The organism is Streptomyces sp. NPDC088246 (assembly GCF_044741025.1).
GTDB lineage: Bacteria > Actinomycetota > Actinomycetes > Streptomycetales > Streptomycetaceae > Streptomyces.
Map to the genome: position 1 here is coordinate 114,283 of NZ_JBIURV010000010.1, position 23,707 is coordinate 137,989.

At 71.1% G+C, this 23,707-nt stretch carries 23 protein-coding genes; 16 read left to right on the forward strand and 7 right to left on the reverse strand.

Annotated elements, in window-relative coordinates:
• Positions 1-2: 2 nt before the first annotated feature.
• The 10 genes from ACIPEK_RS16320 to ACIPEK_RS16365 all read left to right on the forward strand — a co-directional run bounded on the left by ACIPEK_RS16320 (position 3) and on the right by ACIPEK_RS16365 (position 12,271).
• A complete protein-coding gene (locus ACIPEK_RS16320) occupies positions 3-1,919 on the forward strand; it encodes a dipeptide/oligopeptide/nickel ABC transporter permease/ATP-binding protein (RefSeq protein WP_401996114.1) in 1,917 nt (638 codons plus the stop codon).
• A complete protein-coding gene (locus tag ACIPEK_RS16325; protein WP_401996117.1) occupies positions 1,916-2,704 on the forward strand; it encodes an ABC transporter ATP-binding protein in 789 nt (262 codons plus the stop codon). The genes ACIPEK_RS16320 and ACIPEK_RS16325 overlap by 4 nt, the downstream gene beginning before the upstream one ends.
• A complete protein-coding gene (locus ACIPEK_RS16330; protein ID WP_401996120.1) occupies positions 2,701-4,650 on the forward strand; it encodes a prolyl oligopeptidase family serine peptidase in 1,950 nt (649 codons plus the stop codon). The genes ACIPEK_RS16325 and ACIPEK_RS16330 overlap by 4 nt, the downstream gene beginning before the upstream one ends.
• Before the next feature lie 41 nt (positions 4,651-4,691).
• Positions 4,692-6,062 (forward strand): serine hydrolase domain-containing protein, encoded by a 1,371-nt coding sequence (locus tag ACIPEK_RS16335; RefSeq protein WP_401996123.1) that lies wholly within the window; start codon positions 4,692-4,694, stop codon positions 6,060-6,062.
• 1 nt (position 6,063) lies between these two features.
• Positions 6,064-7,209, forward strand: coding sequence for a M20 family metallopeptidase (locus ACIPEK_RS16340; RefSeq protein ID WP_401996126.1), 1,146 nt, complete (start codon positions 6,064-6,066; stop codon positions 7,207-7,209).
• Positions 7,206-8,063 carry a GNAT family N-acetyltransferase gene (locus tag ACIPEK_RS16345; RefSeq protein WP_401996129.1) on the forward strand — a complete coding sequence of 286 codons (858 nt, stop codon included), beginning with the start codon at positions 7,206-7,208 and terminating at the stop codon, positions 8,061-8,063. Before ACIPEK_RS16340 ends, ACIPEK_RS16345 begins: the two co-directional genes overlap by 4 nt.
• Positions 8,060-9,166, forward strand: a complete 1,107-nt coding sequence (gene menC, locus ACIPEK_RS16350; RefSeq protein ID WP_401996132.1) for an o-succinylbenzoate synthase — start codon at positions 8,060-8,062, stop codon at positions 9,164-9,166. The genes ACIPEK_RS16345 and menC overlap by 4 nt, the downstream gene beginning before the upstream one ends.
• The gene (locus ACIPEK_RS16355; RefSeq protein WP_401996135.1) at positions 9,163-10,077 is read left to right on the forward strand and encodes a serine hydrolase; all 915 of its coding nucleotides are present in this window, start codon (positions 9,163-9,165) and stop codon (positions 10,075-10,077) included. Before menC ends, ACIPEK_RS16355 begins: the two co-directional genes overlap by 4 nt.
• Positions 10,078-10,079: 2 nt before the next feature.
• Entirely contained in the window at positions 10,080-11,678 is a 1,599-nt protein-coding gene (locus ACIPEK_RS16360; RefSeq protein WP_401996138.1) for a PucR family transcriptional regulator, read from the forward strand.
• 146 nt (positions 11,679-11,824) lie between these two features.
• Complete coding sequence (locus ACIPEK_RS16365; protein ID WP_401996141.1) at positions 11,825-12,271, forward strand: nitroreductase family deazaflavin-dependent oxidoreductase; 447 nt, start codon at positions 11,825-11,827, stop codon at positions 12,269-12,271.
• A 77-nt stretch (positions 12,272-12,348) separates the two neighbouring features.
• Here the strand turns inward: ACIPEK_RS16365 and ACIPEK_RS16370 are convergent, their stop codons facing one another.
• The gene (locus tag ACIPEK_RS16370) at positions 12,349-13,080 is read right to left on the reverse strand and encodes a flavodoxin family protein (RefSeq protein WP_401996144.1); all 732 of its coding nucleotides are present in this window, start codon (positions 13,078-13,080) and stop codon (positions 12,349-12,351) included.
• Positions 13,081-13,244: 164 nt separating this feature from the next.
• Positions 13,245-14,483, reverse strand: a complete 1,239-nt coding sequence (locus tag ACIPEK_RS16375; RefSeq protein ID WP_401996147.1) for an MFS transporter — start codon at positions 14,481-14,483, stop codon at positions 13,245-13,247.
• Positions 14,484-14,600: 117 nt separating this feature from the next.
• On the opposite strand from ACIPEK_RS16375, the gene ACIPEK_RS16380 reads away from it, so the two are divergent.
• From ACIPEK_RS16380 to ACIPEK_RS16395, 4 genes are all read left to right on the forward strand, one after another.
• Entirely contained in the window at positions 14,601-15,077 is a 477-nt protein-coding gene (locus tag ACIPEK_RS16380; RefSeq protein ID WP_401996150.1) for a winged helix-turn-helix transcriptional regulator, read from the forward strand.
• Positions 15,078-15,212: 135 nt separating this feature from the next.
• On the forward strand, positions 15,213-15,890 hold the full coding sequence (locus tag ACIPEK_RS16385) for an ABC transporter permease (RefSeq protein WP_401996153.1): 678 nt from the start codon (positions 15,213-15,215) through the stop codon (positions 15,888-15,890).
• A complete protein-coding gene (locus ACIPEK_RS16390) occupies positions 15,887-16,564 on the forward strand; it encodes an ABC transporter permease (RefSeq protein WP_401996392.1) in 678 nt (225 codons plus the stop codon). The genes ACIPEK_RS16385 and ACIPEK_RS16390 overlap by 4 nt, the downstream gene beginning before the upstream one ends.
• Positions 16,561-17,616 (forward strand): ABC transporter substrate-binding protein, encoded by a 1,056-nt coding sequence (locus tag ACIPEK_RS16395; protein ID WP_401996156.1) that lies wholly within the window; start codon positions 16,561-16,563, stop codon positions 17,614-17,616. The genes ACIPEK_RS16390 and ACIPEK_RS16395 overlap by 4 nt, the downstream gene beginning before the upstream one ends.
• 90 nt (positions 17,617-17,706) lie before the next feature.
• On the opposite strand, the gene ACIPEK_RS16400 is transcribed toward ACIPEK_RS16395, so the two are convergent.
• Entirely contained in the window at positions 17,707-18,681 is a 975-nt protein-coding gene (locus ACIPEK_RS16400) for an acetylxylan esterase (RefSeq protein WP_401996159.1), read from the reverse strand.
• A gap of 192 nt (positions 18,682-18,873) precedes the next feature.
• The gene (locus ACIPEK_RS16405) at positions 18,874-20,037 is read right to left on the reverse strand and encodes an ABC transporter ATP-binding protein (RefSeq protein WP_401996162.1); all 1,164 of its coding nucleotides are present in this window, start codon (positions 20,035-20,037) and stop codon (positions 18,874-18,876) included.
• A gap of 106 nt (positions 20,038-20,143) precedes the next feature.
• Here ACIPEK_RS16405 and ACIPEK_RS16410 point away from each other — a divergent pair, with 106 nt between their 5' ends.
• Positions 20,144-21,439 carry an alpha/beta fold hydrolase gene (locus ACIPEK_RS16410; RefSeq protein ID WP_401996165.1) on the forward strand — a complete coding sequence of 432 codons (1,296 nt, stop codon included), beginning with the start codon at positions 20,144-20,146 and terminating at the stop codon, positions 21,437-21,439.
• 103 nt (positions 21,440-21,542) lie between these two features.
• Here ACIPEK_RS16410 and ACIPEK_RS16415 read toward each other — a convergent pair whose 3' ends face one another.
• Positions 21,543-22,115, reverse strand: a complete 573-nt coding sequence (locus ACIPEK_RS16415; protein WP_383074116.1) for a rhodanese-like domain-containing protein — start codon at positions 22,113-22,115, stop codon at positions 21,543-21,545.
• 100 nt (positions 22,116-22,215) lie between these two features.
• Between ACIPEK_RS16415 and ACIPEK_RS16420 the strand changes: the two genes are divergently transcribed.
• Complete coding sequence (locus ACIPEK_RS16420) at positions 22,216-22,494, forward strand: metal-sensitive transcriptional regulator (RefSeq protein ID WP_093896672.1); 279 nt, start codon at positions 22,216-22,218, stop codon at positions 22,492-22,494.
• A gap of 42 nt (positions 22,495-22,536) precedes the next feature.
• On the opposite strand, the gene ACIPEK_RS16425 is transcribed toward ACIPEK_RS16420, so the two are convergent.
• Positions 22,537-23,298 (reverse strand): sulfite exporter TauE/SafE family protein, encoded by a 762-nt coding sequence (locus ACIPEK_RS16425; protein ID WP_401996169.1) that lies wholly within the window; start codon positions 23,296-23,298, stop codon positions 22,537-22,539.
• Complete coding sequence (locus ACIPEK_RS16430) at positions 23,295-23,654, reverse strand: rhodanese-like domain-containing protein (protein WP_401996395.1); 360 nt, start codon at positions 23,652-23,654, stop codon at positions 23,295-23,297. The genes ACIPEK_RS16425 and ACIPEK_RS16430 overlap by 4 nt, the downstream gene beginning before the upstream one ends.
• Positions 23,655-23,707: the final 53 nt, after the last annotated feature.

Genomic DNA, 23,707 nt, shown 5'->3' on the forward strand with positions numbered 1-23,707 from the left:
CGATGCCTCATCAGGACCAAGACACCTCGCTACGGCACCGGCTGGGGCGCACGCTCAGGACGCCGATCGGAATCACCGCTCTCACCGGCTGCCTGCTGGTGGCGCTGGTCGCCGTGTTCGGGCCCGTCCTGCTCGGTGATCAGGCCGCGCGGATCGACACGGACGCGATCAACCAGGGCAGCAGTGCCGCTCATCTCCTGGGCACCGACCAGCTCGGCCGCGACATCGCCGCCCGCGTGGTGGTGGCGACCCGGCTGACTCTGCGACTCACCCTGCTGGCAGCCGTGATCGGGGTCGGCGGCGGGCTGCTGCTCGGTGTGGCACCGGCGGTCGTGGGCCGACGCCTCGGCCGGCTGATCACCGCCACCGTGGGCGTACTGATCGCCTTTCCCGGGCTGCTTTTCCTGCTCTTCCTCGCCACGATCTTCGGGGTGGGCAGCACCGGCGCGGTGTTCGCCGTGGGGCTGGCCATGGTCCCGCCCATGGCACGGCTGGTGCAGAACCTGACCGCGTCGATCGCGGGCTCGGACTATGTCGCTGCGGCACGGATCCTCGGCGTGGGCCGGTTCAAGCTGGTGATACGTCATCTGCTCCCCAACATCGCCGAGCCGTCGGTGGTGTTCGCCACCCAGGCGGCAGGGGGCATCCTGGTCGCCTTCTCCGGCCTCTCGTTCCTCGGACTGGGCGTACAGCCGCCGGAGTACGACTGGGGGCGGCTGCTCAACGAGCAGTTGAACCGGATCTATGTGAACCCGGCGGCGGCACTCGCGCCCGGCGCGGCCGTGGTCCTCACGGGGCTGATGTTCGGGCTGGCCGGTGAAGTACTCGCACAGGCCGGCGGCCGACGTGCACCGCAGGCCCGGGAGACGACGCCGCAACAGCAGGTGAAGCCGCAGGACGAAGCAGCCCCTGACGGTGACGGCGAGGCATTGGTCCGGGCGCGGGATCTGCGGGTGACGTTTCCCGGCGGGCGCCGGGCCGTACGCGGGATCTCATTGAGCATCGGCGTGGGCGAGGCCGTCGGCCTGGTCGGCGAATCGGGTTCCGGAAAGAGCCTGACCGCGCTGGCCCTGGCGGACCTCGTCCCGCACCCCGGACTGGTCTCTGCCGGCACCCTCCGCTTCGACGGGCACGATCTGCGGGCGGACCCGCGCCTGGGCACCGAACTGGCCATGGTCTTCCAGGATCCGATGGCCTCGCTCAATCCGGCCCTGCGCGTGGGCCGCCAGCTTGCCGAGGTGGCCGAGGTACACCTCGGCGCGGCCCGGGCACAGGCCACGGCACGCGCCGTCGACCGGCTCGGCGCAGTCCGTATCCCCTCGCCGGAGCGGCGCGCCCGGCAGCGGCCGCACGAGTACTCCGGCGGGATGCGACAGCGGGCCGTCATCGCGATGGGCCTGATGGGGGAGCCGAAACTGATCATCGCCGATGAGCCGACCACGGCGCTCGACGTGGCCGTCCAGCAACAGGTGCTCGACCTGCTCGCCGAGATGCGTGAGGACTCCGGCGCCGCGCTGCTCCTGATCTCGCACGACCTCGCCGTCGTCGCCCAGGTCTGCGGACGGGTCCTGGTGATGTACGGAGGCCTGATCGTCGAGGACCTCCCGGTTGCCCAGCTGGCCGGCGGCGCGGCCCACCCGTACACCCGGGCACTGGTGGAGGCGGTCCCGACGATGGCCACGGATCCCGGCACCGAGCTGGCGACCATCCCCGGCCGCCCGCCGGAACCCGGGGAGACCGGCACGGGATGCCCCTTCGCGCCGCGCTGCGAACACGCCCGGGAACGCTGCCACGACGACGCCCCCGAGCTGGCCGGCTTCGGGCCGGGCCGACAGGTCGCCTGCTGGTACCCGGTGGACGCGGTATCGGCCGGCGCCCCCGACCGGGCCACCTCACACGGAGCGGAGGCAACGTCATGAGCTCACTCGAACTACGCGGGATCACCGTGCGCTACGGCCGCTTCACCGCGGTGGAGAACGTCGGCCTGCTGGTGCCTGAAGGCACGGTCACCGGACTGGTGGGCGGATCGGGGTCAGGCAAATCGACCCTCGGGAAGGCCGTCGTCGGGCTGGCCCCGATGCAGTCCGGGCGCGTACTGGTCGCCGGGAGCGATGCCGGGCGCCGGCGCGGGCGCAGCCCGGTCCAGCTGGTGTTCCAGAATCCGTACGCCTCGCTCGACCCACGCATGACCATCGGCGCAACGGTCGCCGAAGCGCTGCCCCGCGAACCGGTCTCACGCGAAACACCCGCCCGCAAGGGACCAGCACGCGATCGCCGCGCCGCATGCGACGCGGAGGTGGCCCGCTACCTGGAGCTCGTCGGCATCGACCCCGCACGGGCCGTGCTCACCCCGGACGCGCTCTCGGGCGGCCAGCGTCAACGGGTGGCCCTGGCAAGGGCCCTGGCAGCCAGGCCCGCCGTGCTGATCGCGGACGAGATCACCTCGGCCCTGGACGTGTCCGTACAGGGCGCGGTGCTCAATCTACTCCGCCGTCTCCAGCGCGAACTGGGCTTCGCGATGCTCTTCATCTCCCACAACCTTGCGGTCGTCCGCTACTTGTCCGACCAGGTCGCCGTGATGGACGGCGGGCACCTTGTCGAGTGCGGCCCCACCGAGCGGGTGCTGGAGCGACCGGAGCACCCGACGACCCGGAATCTGATCTCCTGCGTACCCACCCTTGCCCTCGCCGAGGAGGCGTCATGACCCGACCGCTGACGATCGACGACTTGTACCGGTTCGAGATCCCCGGCGATCCCGCACTGTCCCCCGACGGCGAACGCGTCGCCTACACACTGACCACCCAGGACGCCGAGAACGACCGCGTGGTGCGCTCCATCTGGGAGGTACGCGGCGCAGGCGGCCCGGCCCGGCAGCTCACCCACGGTCCCGCGGACACCGTGCCGCGCTGGTCCCCGGACGGGACGCAACTGGCGTTCCTGCGCGAGGGGCAGCTCCATCTGCTGCCCGTCGACGGAGGGGAGGCCGTAGCGCTCACCACGCCCGCCCGGTGCCCGGCGGGGGCGGGCACACCGGTCTGGAGCCCGGACGGATCACGGATCGCGTTCTCGGCCCCCGCGACCCGGCGCGACGACAGCGCACCCGTGGTCATCGACGCCCTCGGCTGGAAGGCGGACGGCGTCGGACTGCTCGGGTCGGTCCGGACACAACTGTTCGTGGTCGGGACGGAATCGGGCGAGGTCAGGCAGCTCACCGAGGCCGACCGGCACGCCGGCTCGCCCACCTGGTCGCCCGACGGCACACAGCTCGCCTACCCGGCGCAGAGCGGCCCGGACGCGGCTTTGCTCGGCACCTCGGCCGCTCATGTCGTAGGGGTCGGGGAAGACGCGCCCGAGCCCCGCCGGGCCGGCCCGGCCGGCGGTCTCGTCGGCCCGGTGAGCTGGTTCCCCGACGGGTCCGCGCTGCTCGTCGTCGGCCGGAACACGTTCGGCGTCGGCCACCTGGAGCTGCTGCGCCAGCCCCTGGACGGATCGGCGCCGGTGTCCATCAGCGCAGCCCTGGACCGCAACGTCATGGGCGGCGGCCCGGGCTACCCGGGTGCGCTGCCGCAGTTCCACGGCGACGACATCGTGTTCTGCGCCCGCGACCGGGGTGCCACTCGCCTGTACCGGGTGGACGCGGCCGGGATCAGCGCCTCTCCGCTGCCCGTCGGTACCGGGGTCAGCGGCTGCTCGGTCGCGACGAAGGCCGGGCGAGCGGCGGTGGTGGTCTCCGACGCGTCGAGCTTCGCCGAGATCGCTCTGCTCGACCTGGACGCCTGGAGGTCCGGGGCACCGGGCGGGCCCTCGGCCGGGCGACAGCCCGTGCGACTCACCGACCACATGGCCCGGTCACTGCCCGAGATCACCCTCCACCCGGTCACCGAACGAGAGTTCACCATCTCGGACGGGACAGTGGTGCACGGCATGATCACCCGCGCCGCGCAGACACCCGCGGGCGGGCCGCTGCTGGTCGACGTGCACGGCGGACCGCACAACGCGTGGGCGCCGCACTCCGACCCGGTCCACCTCTACCACCAGGAGCTGGCCTCGCAGGGCTGGACGATCCTGACGCTGAACGTCCGCGGCAGCGACGGCTACGGCGAGGCGTTCTATACGGCCGCCGTGGGCGCCTGGGGCGAGACCGACGAGCAGGACGTCCTGCAACCGGTCGCCACCCTCGTCGCCGAGGGGCTTGTCGATCCGGAACGGATCGCGCTCACCGGCTACAGCTACGGCGGCTATCTGACCTGCTGGCTCTCCGCACGCAGTGACCTCTTCGCCGCCGTCGTACCGGGCGGCACCCTGGTCGATCTGAAGAGCATGGCGGGCACCTCCGAAGAAGGACACCTGATCGCCGCCCATGAGATCGGCGACCCGCAACGGCTGACGGCGCTCTCGCCGATCAGCCATGCCGACGCGGTGCGCGCGCCCACGCTGATCCTGCACGGCGGTACGGACGACACCTGCCCGGTCGGCCAGGCCGAGCAGTGGTTCCACGCCCTGCGCAGCCGGGACGTGCCGGTCCGGCTGGTCGTGTACCCCGGCGGCTCGCACCTGTTCCTGCTGGACGGCCGGCCCTCGCACCGGGAGGACTACTCCCGCCGCCTGATCGACTGGGTCACCACGCACACCAACACCTCGATCCGCTGAATCCGTTGAATCCGCTGTACGAATCGGAATTGGAGACGAACATGACCGACACCACCGACCTGTCCGCCCGCTGGACCGCCCGCCTCACCGAACTGACCGTCCGTCACTCCGTCCCCGGCGCCAGTCTCGGCATCCTGCACCGTGGCGAACTGATCGCCGAGGCGGCCGTAGGCCTGGCCAACACCGACGCCGGGATCGAGACGACCACCGACACCCTGTTCCAGATCGGCTCGATCTCCAAGGTGTGGACCACCACGGTGGCCATGGCCCTGGTCGACGAGGGCCTGCTCGAACTGGACGCGCCCATCGTCTCCGTACTCCCCGAACTGCGGCTCGCGAACGAGGAGCTGACCCAGGGTGTGACGCTCCGACATCTCCTGGACCACACCAGCGGCATCGACGGCGACCTCTTCACCGACACCGGCCGGGGCGACGACTGCCTGGAGAAGTTCGCCGCGCTGCTGGGCGAGGGCACTCTCAACCACCCGCTCGGTGCAACCATGTCGTACTGCAATGCGGGCTTCACACTGCTCGGCAGGGTGCTGGAAGTCGTCACCGGCGTCCAGTGGGACGAGCTGATGCGGGAGCGCCTGTTCCGTCCGCTCGGCCTGACGCACACCGTGACCCTGCCCGAGGAGGCGCTGCGCTTCCGCGCCGCCATCGGACATCTGGGGGATCCGCCGGTGCAGGCCCCGCTGTGGGGGCTGATGCGTTCGGCCGGACCGGCCGGACTGATCTGCTCGACGCCGCGCGAGGTACTGAAGTTCGCCCGGCTGCACATCGACAACGGCGTCACCGAGGAAGGCACCAAGATCCTCTCGGCCGAGGGCGTCACCGCCATGCAGACCCCGCAGGTCGAGCTCCCCGACCCGTACATCCTGGGAAACGCCTGGGGGCTGGGCTGGTTCCTCGACACCTGGGACGGACAGCGGGTGTACGGACACGACGGCGGCACGATCGGGCAGAGCGCGTTCCTGCGGGTGCTGCCCGAGGCCGACCTGGCGATCTGCCTGCTCACCAATGGCGGCGACACCATGAGCCTCTACCGGGACGTGTTCTCGGAGATCGTCCAGGAGCTGGCCGGCGTGGCGATGCGCACCGGCATTCAGCCGGCGACGGAGCCGGTGGCGGTGGACCCCGCCGACTACGTCGGTGTGTACGAGCGGCTCTCCAGCCGGGTCGAGATCGTGGAGCGGGACGGCGGCCTGGTGATGCTCAACCGGATCACCGGACCGCTGGCCGAAGTGACCCCCGACACGGAGCAGGAGTACGAGCTGCACCCGGTCGAGCCGGGGCTGTTCGTGGTGCAGCGGCCGGGGTTGAAGCTCTGGGTCCCCGTCGTGTTCTACACACTCGCCGACGGCACGCCCTACATTCACCACGGTGGGCGCGCCACCCCCAAGGCGGGCTGACGTGACCGCAATCGCCACCGCCCTGGAGGCGGGGCTGCCGGGCCTGCTGGCCGACATCGAGGAGCTGGTCCGCACCGAGTCACCCAGTGGGGACCCGGCCGCCGTCGCCGACTGCGCCCGGGTCGTCGCAGGGCTCGGCACCCGGCTGACCGGCGCCGCGCCCGAGTGGCTCGACGGCTCGGGGACACCCGCTCTGCGCTGGCGCTTCGGCTCCGGCGACCGGGTGCTGCTGCTCGGCCACTTCGACACGGTGTGGCCGGTGGGCTCGTTGGCCGGCCACCCCTTCGAGGTGGCCGGGGGCCGGCTGACCGGACCCGGGTGCTTCGACATGAAGGCCGGCGTGGTGCAGTTGTTCCATGCGCTGTCGGTGCTCGACGACCTGGACGGGGTGTCGGTCCTGCTCACCGGCGACGAGGAGATCGGCTCCCCGGCCTCGCGCACCCTGATCGAGGCCGAGGCCCGCCGAACCGGGGCCGTACTCGTCCTGGAGGCGAGCGAGGGCGGAGCACTGAAAACCGCGCGCAAGGGTGTGTCCGGCTACGAACTGAACATCACCGGACGCGCGGCGCACGCCGGACTCGAACCGCAGCGCGGGGTCAACACGACCACCGAACTGGCCCACCAGGTACTCGCGTTGTCCGCACTCGCCGATCCGGCGACCGGCACCACGGTGACGCCGACCGTGGCCTCCTCCGGCACCACCCGCAACACGGTGCCCGATGCGGCCCGGCTGCTGGTGGACGTACGGGTGGAGACGGCCGCCGAACAGGACCGGGTGGACCGTGCCATGCAGGGTCTCGCGCCGGTGCTCGCGGGCGCCTCGCTGGGGCTCGTCGGAGGCCCGGACCGGCCGCCGCTGCACGCGAGCGCGTCGGCGGAGCTGTTTCAACTCGCCCGCAGCCGCTATGCGGATCTGGGCTTCGGCCCACTGCGCGGTGTCGCGGTCGGCGGCGGATCCGACGGCAACCTCACCGCCGGAGCGGGCACGCCCACGCTGGACGGGCTCGGGGCCGTGGGCGGCGGGGCGCACGCGGACGACGAGCATGTGGTCGTCGCCGAACTGCCCCGCCGCGCGGCACTGGTGGCCTCCCTGGTGGCCTCGCTCGTACGCGAGCCGCTGTCCGTACCCGGCCGGGTGACATCGTGAACGGTACGGAGGCGGCTGCCGCGGCGGCCGCCGCGGATCTGGCCGCGCACCGTGCCGGCGTGACCGTCACGGAGCTGCACGGACTGGACGAGATGCTGGTGGCCTGCCAGGTGCTGGACCGTGTCTGGCGGCCCGATCCCGGCAACCCGCTGATCACCCCGGAGCTGTTGCGGGTCTTCGCCCACTCCGGCAGTTATGTCGTCGGTGTCCACCAGGACGGCCGGATGGTCGGATTGTGCCTGGGTTTCCTGGCCACCGCCGGACTGCACTCGCACATCGCCGGGGTGGACGACAGCGTCCGGGGCCGCAATGTCGGCTTCGCCGTCAAACTCCATCAGCGGGCCTGGGCCCTGGCCCGTGGCATCACCGCGGTCACCTGGACCTTCGACCCGCTGATCAGCCGCAACGCCTACTTCAACCTGGCCAAACTGGGGGCGGCGGCGAGCGAGTACCTGGCCGACTTCTACGGCGCGATGCAGGACGAGGTCAATGCCGGGACCGAGACGGACCGGCTGATGGTCCGCTGGGAGCTGACCGGCGGACACGCCGTCGGCTCCGCCGCGGGCACACCTCACATCGTCGTGATCGACGACGCGGGTGCACACGCCGTGGTCGGTCTGGACGCCAAGCCCGACGGCGGCCCCGCCGTCGGGCGCCGGGACGGCGACACCGTCCTCGTCCGGATCCCCACGGAGATCGAGACACTGCGCCGCACCGACCCGTCCCTGGCCCGCGAATGGCGGTACGCGCTGCGGGAGGTACTCGGCGGCCTGATGGCCGAGGGGCACACCGTCACCGGATTCACCCGGGACGGCTGGTACGTGATCGACAAACGTCAGGAGAGGCAGGTATGAAGCTCGTCGGTGTGGAACTGCGCCGGATGGCGATGCCGCTGGTCGCACCCTTCCGAACCTCGTTCGCCACGATGACCACCCGGGAGATCCTGCTGGTCAGGGTCGAGACCGAACACCATGAGGGCTACGGCGAATGCGTCACCATGGCCGATCCGCTGTACTCCTCGGAGTACACCGCGGCCGCGGCGGACGTGCTGCGCAGCTATCTCGTGCCCGCGCTCGCCGCCCTGCCGGCGCTCGACCCCTGGGCGGTCGCCCCGGCACTGGCCGCGTTCAAGGGGCACCGGATGGCCAAGGCCGCCCTGGAGACCGCGGTGCTGGACGCCTGGCTGCGCGCCCATGAACTGTCGATGGGGCAGTGGCTGGGGGCGACGGCCGAGCGGGTGCCGGCCGGGGTGTCGGTCGGCATCATGGACTCGGTCCCCGCACTGCTCGACGCCGTCGACGGCTATCTCGCCGAGGGCTATCTGCGGATCAAGCTGAAGATCGAACCCGGCTGGGACGTGGAACCGGTGCGCGCGGTCCGGGAGCGCTTCGGCGACGGCGTACTGCTCCAGGTGGACGCCAACACCGCGTACACCCTCGCCGACGCCGCACAGCTGGCCCGGCTCGATCCGTACGGGCTGCTGCTGATCGAACAGCCCCTGGACGAGGAGGACATCCGGGGCCACGCGGCACTGGCCGAGCGGGTGCGCACCCCCATCTGTCTGGACGAATCCATCGTCTCCGCCCGCTCGGCGGCCGACGCGATCGCCATGGGTGCCTGCTCGGTCGTCAACATCAAGCCGGGGCGGGTCGGCGGCTATCTGGAGGCACGGCGGATCCACGACGTGTGCGCCGCGCACAGTGTCCCGGTCTGGTGCGGCGGAATGCTGGAGACCGGCCTCGGCCGGGCCGCCAATGTCGCCCTCGCCGCCCTGCCGGGCTTCACCCTGCCCGGCGACACCTCCGCATCCGACCGGTACTACCGGACCGACATCACCGAACCGTTCGTGCTGAAGGACGGCCATCTCGACGTGCCCCGCGCACCGGGGCTCGGGCTCTCCCCGATCCCCGAGCAACTGGCCGAAGTGACCGAATCGACCGAATGGATCAGCCGATGACCGCAACTGTGTCAGGCACCGTCGAGACCAGGATCCGGACGGCGTTCGACGACGCCGAGGTCCAGGGGTACTTCTTCGCCCGGGAGATCGACGGCGACCGCACGATCGGCGTCGCGGCGGACGAACCGGTCTGCCTCGCCTCCGTGTTCAAGATCCCGATCGCACTCGCCTACGCACGCGAAGCCGCCGCAGGACGGCTGGACAGGACCGAGCGCCACTCGGTGGACCCGCACTACCGCGACGGCGGCATCGGCACCTCCGGCTGCGCCGACCCGGTCGAGATGAGCCTGCGCGACCTGGTCCACATGATGCTGACGATGAGCGACAACGCAGCCACCGATGTGGTGCTGGCCCGGGTCGGTCTCGACACCGTCAACGGACTGCTCGCCGAACTGGACCTGCGTCGGACCCACTTGATCGGTGGCTGTCTGGAGCTGACCGGTTCTCTCTTCGCCGACCTCGGCGTGACCACCGAGGTCGAGGCGCACGCGAGGATGGCGGCACTCGCCGCGCAGGGGCCGGAGAAGCTTCTGGAGCTGTCGGTGTGCGTCCCCGAACGAACCACCCGGGGAACGGCCCGCGACATCGCGGAACTGCTGGTCCGGATCTGGCGCGACGAGGCCGGCCCCGCCGAAGCCTGCGCCGAGGTACGGGCCGTGATGTCCCAGCAGATCTGGCCGCACCGACTGTGGTCCGGCTTCGACGACAGTTACCGAGTCGCAGGCAAGACCGGGACGCTGCCGGGCTGGCGCAACGAGGCCGGGGTGATCGAGGACCGTGACGGCGGGCGCTGGGCGGTGGCAGTCTTCACCCGGTCAAACCGGCCGGACCTGCACAACTCCCGGGCGGACCGGGTGATCGGGCAGGTGGCAGCACTCGCCGTCGACGAACTCCGATCAACTACCTTGTGAAGATGACGGAGCAGCCGCGGGCCGTGCTCGGCCGGATCCTCAACGATCTGGGTTCGACGTTGATCGAGGTGGTGGCCGGGCAGGCCGACCCGGCCCGCACCGTCAGCGGAGTGCTCATCCAGGACCCGCTGGACGAACCGGCCAGGCTGCCCGGCTCGGTGGTGCTCGGCGTCGGCGTGTACGGCGCCGAGCCGGTCGCCGCCCTGGTCGACCGGGCCGCCGGGCTCGGCGCGGCGGCCGTGGTCGTCCGGTCCCCGGTCCCGGTGGACGGGCCGGTGGCCGAGGCGGCCGCGCGCACCGGCCTGACCGTGCTGGGCCTGACCCCCGGCGCGTCCTGGGCCCAGGTGGCCGCCCTGCTGCGGTCGCTGCTCGCGGTCGACGAACTGGGGACGGTGGGCGGCCCCGACGAGGCCGACGGCGCCGAGCCGCTCGCCGGTGACCTGTTCGCGCTGGCCAACGCGACGGCCGGACTGCTGGACGGCCCGGTCACCGTCGAGGACCGCGGCGGTCGGGTGCTGGCCTTCTCCAGCCGGCAGGACGAGGGCGACGACGCCAGGATCGCAACCATCCTCGACCGCCAGGTGCCCGCGGAGAAGCTGCGTGCCCTGGAGCAACTCGGCGCCTTCCAGGCCCTCTACCGCAAGGAAGAACCCGTCTATGTGGCCGGCGTCTCCGACAAGCCCCGCGTCGCGATCGCCGTCCGCGCAGGCGGCGAGATCCTCGGGTCGATCTGGGTCGTGGTCGACGGACCGCTGCGCGCGGACCGTACGCAGGCCCTGCAGGAGGCGGCGAAAGTGGCCGCCCTGCATCTGCTGCGCCACCGCACGGGCGAGGACGTCGAACGCCGGCTGCGCGCGGATCTGCTCGCCACGGTCCTGGAGGGCGGCACGCACGCGCCGCAGGCCGCCGTACGGCTGGGCCTGTCCGCGCAGCATGCCTGCGTACTGGCGCTCGCGGTGACCGGTGAGCCGTCGGCGCCCGACCGGGTGGCCGCGGGCCACCGCATCGCCGAGGCCCTCGCCCTGCACCTGTCCGCGATCCATCCCCGTACGGCCGCGGCCTCACTCGGGGGCGTCACCTACGCGGTGCTGCCCACGAGTTCGGACGAGCACGCGCTACGGGTGGCCGAGGCGTTCCTGGGCCGCATAGGCAACCGTGTCCCCGCCGTCATCGGCATCGGCCGGCTCGCCGCTCGCCCGGCCGAGCTGCGCCGCTCCCGCGCCGACGCGGACCGGGCGCTGCGCGTCCTCGGCTCCGGTCGCTCGCAGCGCCGGGCCGCAAGGCTGTCGGACGTCTACGCCGCCTCGCTGCTGGAGGAGCTGACGGACCGGATCGCCGCCGAGGACGATCTCCCCGACGGCCCGGTCATCCGGCTGCGCGCCTACGACGCCCAGCACAACACCGCCCTCACGCACACTCTGGAGGCCTGGCTGAGCACCTTCGGCGATGTGGCCGCCGCAGCTGCCGCCGTACACATCCACCCCAACACCTTCCGCTACCGGCTCAAGCGGCTGGCCGTGGTGGCGGGCATCGATCTCAACGACCCGGAGGCCAGATTCGAAGCGATGCTGCAACTGCGGCTGAATCCGCCGCACCCCTGACGTCGGCCCGACTGCCGCCATGACACGCGGATCCGCCGGGCCCACGGTGGGCGGAATGATGAAAGAGTTCTCGGAGCAGCGGGACGCACCTGTGCCCGCATGTCCGCGTGTCTGCGTAACCGAATGTCGACGATGGGACAGATGCCATGCCTCTCAAGGGTGAGTACGAGCCGAGCCCCGCGCAGTGGGTCCGCGATCAGGTCGAGCTGTTCGAGAGCTCCGGCGGGACGGAGGGGATCACGATGCGGGGCCTGCCGGTCATCATCCTGACCACCCGCGGGGCCAGGAGCGGCAAGATCCGCAAGACCCCGCTCATGCGGATCGAGCACAACGGCACATACGCCGTGGTCGCCTCGCAGGGTGGCGCGCCCAAGCACCCCGTCTGGTACCACAACATCGTGGCCGACCCTCGGGTGGAGCTGCAGGACGGCCCGGTACGACAGGACATGGACGCCCGTGAGGCCACCGGCGAGGAGAAGGCGGTGTGGTGGCAGCGCGCGGTCGAGGCGTTCCCCGACTACGCCGACTACCAGCTCAAGACCGACCGGCAGATTCCGGTCTTCGTCCTGGAGCCGGCAGCCGAACAGCACTGACGAACGCCCGGGGGAGGCGTGGGCCGCACGCCCGCCGCGCCTCCCCTCGGACGCGGTCTCGTCGGCCGGGGGCGCGGTCAGCGGTGCTCCGGGTTGGGATAGTCCGAGCGGCAGCCCGCATCCCACTCGGAGCGCTGGTTGCCGTGGGCCGGGATGCCGTTCGCACGCCTCAGCATCGTGGCGAGATGCATCAGGTTCCAGGCCATGAAAGAGGTGTTGCGGTTGGTGAAGTCGTTCTCCGGACCGCCCGACCCCGGGTCCAGATACGACGGGCCGGGCCCCGCCTCCCCGATCCAGCCCGCATCGGCCTGCGGAGGGATCGTGTAGCCGAGGTGCTGGAGGCTGTAGAGCAGATTCATTGCGCAGTGCTTGGCGCCGTCCTCGTTCCCGGTGATCAGACAGCCGCCCACCCGGCCGTAATACGCGTACTGGCCCTTGTCGTTGAGGATGCTGGAACAGGCGTAGAGGCGCTCGACGACTCGTTTCATCACCGAGCTGTTGTCCCCCAGCCAGATCGGCCCGCACAGCACCAGGATGTCGGCGGCCATCACCTTCTCGTACAGCTCCGGCCAGGCGTCCGTCTGCCGGCCGTGCTCCCTCATGTCCGGCCAGACGCCGGTCGCGACGTCGTGGTCGACGGCCCGGACCACCTCGGTGGTGACGCCGTGCTCCTCCATGATCGCGCGGCTGTGGTCGATCAGCCCCTGCGTATTGCTGATCTCCGGGGAGCACTTGAGCGTGCAGTTGAGGTACAGCGCGCGCAGATCGTCGAAGCGGTAGGTGCCATCGGTGCGGCCGGGCGACGACATGCGGGGGCTCCTCGGTATGCGTACGGGGAAGGGGCGTGAACCCCGGTCTACCGTCATGTGCGGCCGTACCGGGCGGTAGGCGCGCGGGTGCCCCCCATACGCAGCAAGTCCGGCTCCCGGTCCCGCCGGGCCTGTCGCGCCGGTGCGGTGGGCGCCGCCCCCGCTCATCCGGCGGATGCGCTCGGAGCTCCAGTCGTGCCTGCCGCAGGCGTTTCACTACGGGTCGCCGCCCACACGAGGAGCGCGAGTGCGCTGATCGCGGCGCCGAGAACGCACACCGCACCCCATCCGGCAACCGCGTAGACGGTTGTCGAGGCGAGGGCGCCCGCAGCGCTGCCGACCGAGTAGAAGACCATGTAACCGCCGATCAGACGGCTGCCCGCGTCGGGACGGACCGCGTAGATCAGGCTCTGACTGGTCACATGGACGGCCTGCACGGCGAGGTCGAGGGCGACCGCGCCGATCGCCAGTGCCCACAGCGACTGCCGGATGAGGGAGAGGGGGAGCCACGACACGGTGAGCAGGACCAGTGCGACACCGGTTGTCCACCCGGCGAGGCCGCGGTCGTGCAGGCGCCCGGCCGGAGCGGCCGCGAGCGCGCCCGCCGCCCCCGCGAGCCCGAACGCTCCGATCGCGGTGTGCGACAGCGACAGCGGGGGTTCGCTCAGCGGCAGCGCGACGCAGCTCCACAGAGTGCTGAACGCGGCGAAGATCAGCAGGGCGAGCAGAGCCCGGACACGGAGTACGCGTTCCTCGGCGAACAGGACGAGTGTCGAACGCAGCAACTGCATGTATCGCATGGATGTGGGCGGTGTGGCGCGTCGTGGCAGCACACGATGGAGGGACAGGGTGAGCGCGAGGGTCAGTGCCGCCGATGTGAGGTAGACCGTTCGCCAGCCCGCCAGGTCGGCCAGTGCACCGGAGACCGTGCGGGCCAGCAGGATTCCGATGACGATTCCGCTGGTGACCAGGCCGACCGCGCGGCCGCGTCGGTCCGGGGCGGACAGTGATGCGGCGAAGGCCACCAGGGTCTGCGTCACCACGGCGAGAAAGCCCACCGCGGCCAGGGCGGTCAGCAGGATCGGTGCGGTGGCCGCGGTCCCGGTTGCGATGAGTGCCGTCGCGAGCAGTGCCAGCTGGGTCACGACGAGGCGCCGCCGGTCGACCAGATCGCCCAGGGGCACGAGCAGGAACAGCCCGAGGCCGTACCCGATCTGGGTGAGGGTGACGACGATGCCGACGGTCGCCGCACTGATCCGGAAGTCCTGGCCCAGGGTGACCAGTAGGGGTTGCGCGAAGTAGACATTGGCCACCGCCACGCCGGACGCGACCGCGAACAGCAGTGTCGTGCGTCCGGACAGGGTGCGAGCCGCTGTCCCTCCGTCTGCCTTCTCGGATCTCATCGTTCTCTCGCTGCCGGCCACGTGGCACCCCTCGATCGCATTGGTTGCATGTTGCTACCAGGCTGACCGTAGACGCACCTGGTAGCATGTTGCAACCGATAATGTGAGGGAGGCGGCATGGTCAAGCGGACACGCTTCGACGAGAGCGACTGCCCGGTGGCTCGTTCGGTCGACGCGATCGGCGACTGGTGGTCGCTCCTGATCGTCCGCGACGCGTTCGACGGCAGTCGGCGCTTCGGGGAGTTCCAGCGCAGCCTGGGCGTGGCGAAGAACATCCTCGCGTCGCGCCTGCGCGATCTGGTGGGGGGAGGCATCCTCGACACGGCGCCGGCTGCCGACGGCAGCGCGTACCACGAATATGTGCTGACGCCCAAGGGCAGGGATCTCTTCCCGGTCATCGTCGCGCTGCGGCAGTGGGGCGAGGGCCACTTCTTCGATCCCGGCGAACCGCACTCGGAGATGGTCGACCTGCGGCACGGCCGTCCGCCCCGGGCGCTGGAGGTCCACTCGGCAGACGGGCGGCAGCTCGGACCGGACGACATCACGGTGAAGAAGGTCGAACGCCCCGCGGCCTCGGCAGCAGCGTCCGAATAGGCCGACGCGCCGCACGGCCCGGAGGCGCCGCCGCCTCTCCGGCCGACCACGTCACACGCGTACGCCCTCTCACACGGCCCCCGGACAGTCGATCAGGACGCGCGTCCGCCCGCCCTCCCGCGCTCCAATGGACGGGTGACCGCCCCTCCCGACGACTGCCTCGCGCGCAATGAGTGGCTCTGCGGTGCCTACCTGACCAGCCGTCGCGAGATTCTCTGGGACGCCGTCGTCCAGCACCTGCAGCTCACCGCGGTCTCCGTACTCCTCGCACTGGTCCTCGCCGTCCCGCTCGCCCTCGCGGCGCGTCGCCGGCGCTGGGCGGCCGGCCCGGTCCTCGGCGTGACGACCATCCTCTACACCGTGCCGTCGCTCGCCATGTTCTCGCTGCTGCTGCCGGTGTACGGACTCTCCGCCTCGCTCGTCGTCGCCGGACTCGTCCTGTACTCGCTCACCCTCCTCGTAAGAAACATCCTCGCCGGACTGCGCGCCGTGCCCGCGGAGACCAGGCAGGCCGCACGTGGCATGGGGTACGGCCCCGTGCGTCTGCTCGTCGCCGTGGAGCTTCCCCTGGCCCTGCCCGCCGCCATGGCCGGACTGCGTATCGCGACCGTCTCCGCGGTCGCCCTGGTCACGGTCGGTGCGATCGTCGGCTACGGCGGACTCGGCAACCTCATCTACTCCGGGATGAACACGTACTTCAAGGCCCAGGTGCTCACCGCCTCCGTCCTCTGCGTCGTCATCGCCGTCGCCGCCGATGTGCTGCTTCTTCTCGCGCAACGAATCCTGACCCCGTGGACCCGGAGGCGGTCGTGAACACCCTCGCCGCCGCCTGGTCCTGGCTCACGACCCCGGCGCACTGGTCCGGCGACGGCGGCATCTGGAACCGTCTCGGCCAGCATCTGTTCCTCACCGTCGTCTGCCTGCTCATCAGCTGTCTGATCGCCCTGCCCATCGCCCTGGTCCTCGGCCATCTCGGCAAGGGCGGCGCGCTCGCCGTCAACATCTCCAACATCGGCCGGGCCGTCCCCACCTTCGCCGTCCTGGTGCTGTTGCTCCTCACCCCGATCGGCGGGCACGGCGAGTGGCCGACCATCATCGCCCTCGTCCTCTTTGCCGTACCGCCGCTGCTCACCAACGCCTACGTCGGCATGCGCGAGGTCGACCGCGATGTCGTACGGGCGGCCACCGGAATGGGTATGACGGGCAGACAGCTGATGCTGGGGGTGGAGGTGCCGCTCGCCCTGCCCCTGATTCTCACCGGCGTACGGATCGCCGCCGTCCAGCTCGTCGCCACCGCCACCCTCGCGGCGCTGGCGGGCGGCGGGGGACTCGGCCGCATCATCACCGCGGGCTTCAACCTCGCCTCCACCGCGCAGGTGGTCGCCGGGGCCGTGCTCGTAGCCGCCTTCGCCCTGAGCGTCGAAGGGCTCTTCGAAGTGGCACAACGCCTCGCCCCCGACCGGTTCCGCGGCGAGGAATCAGGATGAGGCCGCGAAGGGACCTCCCCGTGCTCCTCGCGCTCCTGCTGTCGGCGAGCGCCTGCACCACCGGCCCCTCTCTGGAGAACCAGGGCGAGGTCACTGCACCGCCGGGCGACAGCAAACACCTCACCATCGGCTCCGCGGGCTTCACCGAGAGCGATCTGCTCGCACAGATGTACGCGCTGCTGCTCGACCGGGCCGGTTACTCGACGAAGATCATCTCCGTCACCAACCGTGAGATCTACGAACCGGCGCTGGAGAGCGGCCAGATCGACGTCGTACCGGAGTACGCGGCCACCTTCGCGGACTGGCTGAACGCCAAGAAGAACGGCGCCGACGCAGCCCCCGTCGGCTCGCCCGACCTCACCGCCACGATGAAGGCCCTGCGCGTCCTCGCCGCACCCCGTGGCCTCACCGTCCTCGACCCCGGGCGCGCCGTCGACCAGAACGCCTTCGCGGTCGCCGCCCCGTACGCGGCGAAACACCACCTGAAGACCCTCGGCGACCTCGGCGGATCCGGATTGCCCGTGCGTCTGGCCGCCGGCGACGAATGCGTACAACGCCCCTACTGCGCACCCGGGCTGAAGAAGACGTACGGCATCCGCATCACGGCCGTGGACCCCAAGGGTGTCGGCACCACCCAGGCCAAACAGGCCGTCCAGAACGGTCAGGACCAGATGCTCCTGACCACCACCACCGACGCCACCCTCGACGACTTCGGCCTCGTCCTGCTCGCCGACGACAAGCACCTGCAGAACGCCGACTACCTCGTCCCCGTCGTCAACCGGTCCCGGGCGGGCAGCGAAGGCGTACGCAAGGTGCTGGGCAAGGTCAACACTGTTCTGACGACCGCCGACCTGGCCCGGCTCAACGAGCAGGTCGACAGCTGGCGACGGCTCCCCGAGGACGTGGCACGCACCTACCTGGAGTCCAAGAACCTCATCCCGCGTGGCCGGGCTCGCGACGCCCGGCACGCACATCTGCGGCGTTGCCGAAACGGCCCGATAGCTCCTTCCCCAAGCTCTCAACTTCGTTCGAGCAGGGGAGACCCCACCTGAGGCCGCTCCGGCGCCTTGCAGCTGCATGCACCGAACGCCGCTCCCTGATCCGGCCAAGATCTTCAGTACCCTCCAGGGCCTTCTTCGGGATCAGGCCGTCAGCTTCCCCGGCAGCCAGCCCAGCTGCGTGGCCTCCTGGAACGGCCCGCCGCCCTCGTGATCGTTGAAGTCGTACACATCGATGGCCTTGTCCTGGTGGGCGTACGCGTTGAAGGCGGCGAAGACGGTCGAGGGCGGGCAGGTCATGTCCTCCAGAGCCGTCGAGAACAGCGCCGGTGCACGCCCGCGTGCGGCGAAGTGCACCCCGTCGAAGTAGGAGAGAGTGGCCCTCGCCTGTTCGGCCCGGCCCCGGTGCGTCTTGAGGTAGCTGCCCACCTCGCGGTACGGGTTGCGGTCGGTGACGGTGAGCGCGCGGGGGAAGTCGCACAGGAACGGGACGTCCGGCGCGATCGCCGTGAGGTCGGGTATCAGCCCGCCGACGGCGAGCGTGATGCCGCCGCCCTGACTCACACCGACGGCCGCGGTGCGCGCCGCATCGGTCAGCGGATGTGAGCGCGCCGCCTCCACCGCGCGCACCGCGTCGGTGAACACGCGCCGGTAGTAGAACGCGTGCGGGTCCTCGATGCCCCGGGTCATGAAACCGGGGTACGAGGGCGCGCTGCCCACCGGGTCGGGGGTGTCGCCGACGAGCCAGCCGCTGCCCTGGCCCCGGGTGTCCATCACGAAGTGGGCGAAACCGGCCGACGCCCAGAGCAGATGGGTGTGGGCCAGGCCCCGCCCGCCGCCGTAGCCGATGAACTCCACGACCACCGGCAGTGGTTCGGTGGTGCCCGCCGGGAGAACGAACCAGCCCTTGACCGGATGACCGCCGAAGCCCGCGAACGTCACGTCGTACACGTCGACGGTGCTCAGCCCCGTGCCCGTACGCAGCTCGTACCGGGCGTCGAGGTCGTGGGACCTGGCCTCGTCGAGGGTCTTGGACCAGAACGCGTCGAAGTCCTCCGGCTCCACCGAACGGCTGCGGTAGTCGCGCAGTTCGTCGAGGGGCAGATCGAACAGGGACATGCGGAACCGCCTTCTTCGCAGGGGTGAGTGAGCAACCGTGGGGATGGTTGATCACACCGTACGGGTGCGGGCAGCACGCGGACAGCCCCACTCGCCGGTCTGCTGGTCCGCCCCAGGAGCGGCAGCAGCTACCGGCGCGGGCGGCAGGGCGAGTCCTGACCGGCGCGTGGCCTGCGACGCACAGCGCACGCCCTACGCGTCCGCCACCGAGTCGAACTGCACCTCGTCCCGGCCCACTCCCTGCGCATCGGCGTCCACCGAGCGGCGCAGCGCCTCGTGGAGTTTGGCCGGAGTCAGCACGCCGAGGAACCGTGACCCGTCCAGCACCGCGACCCACCCGGCGTCGTGCTGGAGCATCTCGCTGAACGCCTGCTTCAGCGGCGCACCGACCGGCACCCAGGCGTCCATCCGGCGGGCCAGGTCGCCGACCGTGCCGTGTTCCCCGGCGATCCGCAGCGCGTCCGCCGACACCCAGCCGTGCAGGTCGCCCTCGCCGTTCAGCACCACCGCCCAGCGGGCACCCGCACTGCTCAGCCGTGCCGCGGCCGACCTCACCGGCTCGTTCAGCCGGGCGACCGGCGGCTCCTCCAGATCGTCCGGCTCGATGGTGGTGACCGAAAGGCGTTTCAGACCCCGGTCGGCGCCCACGAACTGTGCCACATACGAGGTCGCGGGAGACCCGAGCACCGTCCCCGGGCTGTCGAACTGCTCGATGCGCCCCGCCCCGTAGACCGCGATCCGGTCACCCATCCGGACCGCTTCCTCGATGTCATGGGTCACCATCAGGACCGTCTTCCTGACCGCCGCCTGAAGACTCAGGAACTCGTCCTGCAACCGCTCACGTACCACCGGGTCGACCGCGCCGAACGGCTCGTCCATCAGCAGCACCGGCGGGTCGGCGGCCAACGCCCTCGCCACGCCCACCCGTTGACGCTGCCCCCCGGAGAGCTGGGCGGGGTAGCGGGAGCCGTACGTCTTCGGGTCGAGGCCCACCAGATCCAGCAGCTCGGCCGCCCGCTCGCGGGCCCTCGCCCGCTTCCAGCCGACCAGCGAGGGGACCGTCGCGGTGTTGTCGAGGATCGTGCGGTGCGGGAAGAGACCGACCTGCTGGATGACGTAGCCGATCCGGCGGCGCAGTTTCACCGGATCGACGCCGGAGATGTCCTCGCCGTTGACCAGGATCCGGCCCGACGACGGCTCGATCAGCCGGTTCACCATCATCATCGTGGTGGTCTTGCCGCAGCCGGACGGTCCGACCAGGGTGACCAGTTCCCCCTCGGCGACCTCGAAGGAAAGGCCGTCGACCGCGCTCGTACCGTCCGGATAGACCTTGCTGACCTGCTCGAACCGGATCATGCCTGCACGGTAGGAGGCCCCCGGGCGTGCCGCACACGGGCCGCGACTGTCCGTGTCACGGCCATGTGCTGAACTGTCCGTGGAACATCTGATTCAGGAGCACCTTGTGAGCAGCTACCGGCACCCCGGCATCGTCTTCACCGACCGCTATTTCACGGTCCCGCTCGACCACACCGATCCGGGCGGTGAGCAGATCGAGATTTTCGGCAGGGAGGCCGTGGCGAGCGGCAAGGACGGCGAAGAGCTGCCCTGGCTGGTCTATCTGGAGGGTGGCCCCGGCTTCGGCGCCAGGCGCTTCATCGGCACGGAGGCATGGCTGGGGCGGGCCGTGCAGGAGTTCCGTGTGCTGCTCCTCGACCAGCGCGGCACCGGCCTTTCCACCCCGGCCAACCGGCAGACCCTGCCGCTGCGCGGCGGCCCGCGCGAGCAGGCCGACCATCTCGCCCACTTCCGCTCCGACAACATCGTGCGCGACTGCGAGCTGATCCGCCCGCAGCTGACCGGCGGCGAACCGTGGACGGTACTCGGCCAGTCCTTCGGCGGCTTCTGCGCCGTCCGCTATCTGTCGGCCGCCCCCGAAGGGCTCAAGGCCGTCCTCATCACCGGGGGACTGCCCGCACTGGACGCGCACGCCGACGACGTCTACCGGGCCGCCTACCCGCGGATCGAGCGCAAGGTCGCCGCCCACTACGCCCGCTATCCGCAGGACGTCGAGCGCGCCCGGGAGATCACCGCTCACCTCGTCGAGCACCGCCCGGAAAGCGCGGGGCACCGTCTGACACCCGAGGGGTTCCAGTCCCTCGGCATCATGCTGGGCAGCGGTAACGGCAGCCACCAGCTGCACTACCTGCTGGAGAACGCCTTCGTCCGTACGCCGCTCGGCACCGAACTCTCCGACACGTTCCAGGAAGCGATGCGCACGGCCAACTCGTTTGCCGGGCATCCGCTGTACGCGCTGATGCACGAGGCGATCTACGGTCAGGGCGAACAGCCCACCGGCTGGGCCGCCGAGCGGGTCCGTGCCGAATTCCCGCAGTTCGACGCGGCCACGGCGCTCAAGGGCGACGGACCGGTGCTCTTCACCGGTGAGAGCATCCACCCGTGGCACTTCGAGGTGGACCCGGCGCTGCGCCCGCTGAGCGAGACGGCCGAGCTGCTGGCCTCCCGTACCGACTGGGCGCCGCTGTACGACACCGAGCGGCTGGCCGCCAACGACGTGCCGGTCGCCGCAGCCGTCTACCACGACGACATGTATGTCGACACCGGGCACGCGCTGCGCACGGCGGAGTCGATCCGCGGTCTGCGTACCTGGGTGACCAACGAGTTCGAGCACGACGGGCTGCGTGCGGGAGGACCGCGCGTACTGGACCGCCTGCTTGCCCTGGTACGGGAAGACGTCTGATCCGTTCCCGCAACGGGAGGAGCCGGTCGCGCGGGTGCGTGACCGGCTCCCCCCGCTACAGAGGGCTTCTACCGTGCGGGGGCTCCTCCCGCTACGGGGCGGCTCAGCTCTGGAGAGCGTCCAGCGTCGCGTCCAGGTTCGCGGCCGAGTGCGGGGCCCGGTTGTACGGAAGCTTCGACAGGGCCGCCGCCATGCCGCACGTGTTGGTCACGGCGGAGAAGACGAGCCCGGAGCCGACGCCGGCGGAGATCCAGCGCGCGGCCGGGAAGCGCACCCCGGCGAGCAGGCCGGCCACCACGAGCGAACCGGCGGCGAGCCGGACCTGACGCTCCATCGGCCAGGTTGCCCGGGTGCCGGCGGGACGGTCGAGATCGCGGCCCTCGCCCTCCCAGGCCGAGGTGCCGCCGGACAGGGTCACGGCGTCGATGTCGGCCGCTGCGAGAATGTCGCAGGCCCGGGTGGAGCGGACGCCGGAGGCACACACCACGAGAAGCGACCCGCGGGCCGCGGCGGACTTCAGAGCGGGCACGGCCTCGTGGAGGCGGTCCAGCGGGATGTTCAGAGCACCGGGAACGTGCCCTGAGGCGTACTCGCCGGGGGCCCGCACATCGATGACGGTGAACTCCGCGAGACGGGCCGCGGCCTGGGCGGGGGAGAGGGAGACGGGGCTGGTCACGAGCAGTGTTTCCTTTCGTTCACCGGGGCTGAGGAGGGACTCGGCCCTTCCTTCCCCATTCAGGTTAGAATACCCCTTGGGGTATCAGGAGGAGGATGTTGTGGAACTCGACATGGCGGCCGACGAACTGAAATCGGTCCTCAACCGACTTCGCCGCGCACAGGGCCAGCTCGCCGGGATCATCAGGATGATCGAGGAGGGCCGGGACTGCGAGGACGTCATCACACAGATGGCGGCCGTTTCACGGGCGCTCGACCGGGCCGGTTTCGCGATCATCGCGACGGGCCTGCAGCACTGCATGGCGGACGGCGGCAGTGAACCCGCGGACCGCGACCAGATGCGGGCGCGACTGGAGAAACTCTTTCTGTCGCTGGCCTGAGCCAGAAGGCGGGGGCTGGTGGCCGGGGGGTGACGCCGTGGCTCACACCACGGCGTCGACGAGCATGAACACGGCCACGGCCAGCAGTACCGCACCGAAGATCCGCTGCAACCCGGCTGTGGACACCTTCGCGGCCAGGCGTCGCCCGTCCCAGGCCCCGAGCACCGCCGCCGCCGTGAACGGGGCGATCACCGCCCAGTCCAGCGCGGTGGGCGTGGCGAGCCGGGTGACCAGGGCGGCCGTGGAGTTCACCGTGATGACCAGCAGGCTGGTACCGACCGCCGCGGTCATCGGGACGGCCAGTACGGTGACCAGGGCGGGTACCGCGAGAAACCCGCCGCCCACGCCGAGGAAACCGGTCACGGCACCGAGCCCGGCGCCGGCCCGCGCGGCCTGCCCGGCGGGCACGGAGTCCGTGCCGTCCCCGTCCTGTGCCGCGGGCTCCGGCCGGGGGCGGAGCATCCGTACCGCGGCGACCACCGCGAGCACCGCGAACGCCGCGGTCAGCACCCCGGACGGAATCCGCACCGACAGCGCCCCGGCGACCGCTGCCGGAACGATTCCGGCTGCGGCGAAGAGCCCTCCCGTACGCCAGCGGACCCTGCCCTCCCTGGCATGGGCCACCAGCCCGGTGAGGGACGTGATGATGACGATGAGCAGGCCGGCGGTGGTGGCGGCGGCCGGGGTGAAGCCGAGCAGATAGATCAGCGCGGGGACGGCGAGAACGCTTCCGCCGCCGCCCAGCCCGCCGAGTGCCAGACCCACCACCGCCCCGGCGGCCAGCGCCAGGATCAGCGTGGTCATGCGACGATGCCCGCCGCCCCGTGCCGGCCCTGCACGGGCAGGCCGGCGGCGGCCCAGGCGATCATGCCCCCCGCGACGTCGACGGCCTGTGAGCCACGGTCGGCGAACATCCGGGCCGCCCGCCGGGACCGGTTGCCGGAGCGACAGATCACCACCACCGGACGGCCCGTCGCCGAGTCCGGCAGCGATGCGCCCTCGGCGAGCCGGGACAGCGGCAGATGGATCGCACCCGGCGCGTGCCCGGCGTACCACTCGGACGATTCACGTACGTCCAGCAGGACCGCCGCACCGTCGGCGGCCCGCCGGGCGGCCTCGGCCGGGGTGACGCGGCCGGGGCCGCGACGGAAGAAGGACAGGGAAGGCAAGGAAAACACTCCTCGGGAGCGGCGTACGGGGTACGGACGTCGGG

Bases quoted from the DNA above. Each gene is read 5' to 3' on its own strand.
- ACIPEK_RS16320 (WP_401996114.1), top strand. From the start codon at position 3: ATGCCTCATCAGGACCAAGACACCTCGCTACGGCACCGGCTGGGGCGC.
- ACIPEK_RS16325 (WP_401996117.1), top strand. From the start codon at position 1,916: ATGAGCTCACTCGAACTACGCGGGATCACCGTGCGCTACGGCCGCTTC.
- ACIPEK_RS16330 (WP_401996120.1), top strand. From the start codon at position 2,701: ATGACCCGACCGCTGACGATCGACGACTTGTACCGGTTCGAGATCCCC.
- ACIPEK_RS16335 (WP_401996123.1), top strand. From the start codon at position 4,692: ATGACCGACACCACCGACCTGTCCGCCCGCTGGACCGCCCGCCTCACC.
- menC (WP_401996132.1), top strand. From the start codon at position 8,060: ATGAAGCTCGTCGGTGTGGAACTGCGCCGGATGGCGATGCCGCTGGTC.
- ACIPEK_RS16355 (WP_401996135.1), top strand. From the start codon at position 9,163: ATGACCGCAACTGTGTCAGGCACCGTCGAGACCAGGATCCGGACGGCG.
- ACIPEK_RS16360 (WP_401996138.1), top strand. From the start codon at position 10,080: ATGACGGAGCAGCCGCGGGCCGTGCTCGGCCGGATCCTCAACGATCTG.
- ACIPEK_RS16365 (WP_401996141.1), top strand. From the start codon at position 11,825: ATGCCTCTCAAGGGTGAGTACGAGCCGAGCCCCGCGCAGTGGGTCCGC.
- ACIPEK_RS16370 (WP_401996144.1), bottom strand. From the start codon at position 13,080: ATGTCGTCGCCCGGCCGCACCGATGGCACCTACCGCTTCGACGATCTG.
- ACIPEK_RS16375 (WP_401996147.1), bottom strand. From the start codon at position 14,483: ATGAGATCCGAGAAGGCAGACGGAGGGACAGCGGCTCGCACCCTGTCC.
- ACIPEK_RS16380 (WP_401996150.1), top strand. From the start codon at position 14,601: ATGGTCAAGCGGACACGCTTCGACGAGAGCGACTGCCCGGTGGCTCGT.
- ACIPEK_RS16395 (WP_401996156.1), top strand. From the start codon at position 16,561: ATGAGGCCGCGAAGGGACCTCCCCGTGCTCCTCGCGCTCCTGCTGTCG.
- ACIPEK_RS16400 (WP_401996159.1), bottom strand. From the start codon at position 18,681: ATGTCCCTGTTCGATCTGCCCCTCGACGAACTGCGCGACTACCGCAGC.
- ACIPEK_RS16405 (WP_401996162.1), bottom strand. From the start codon at position 20,037: ATGATCCGGTTCGAGCAGGTCAGCAAGGTCTATCCGGACGGTACGAGC.
- ACIPEK_RS16425 (WP_401996169.1), bottom strand. From the start codon at position 23,298: ATGACCACGCTGATCCTGGCGCTGGCCGCCGGGGCGGTGGTGGGTCTG.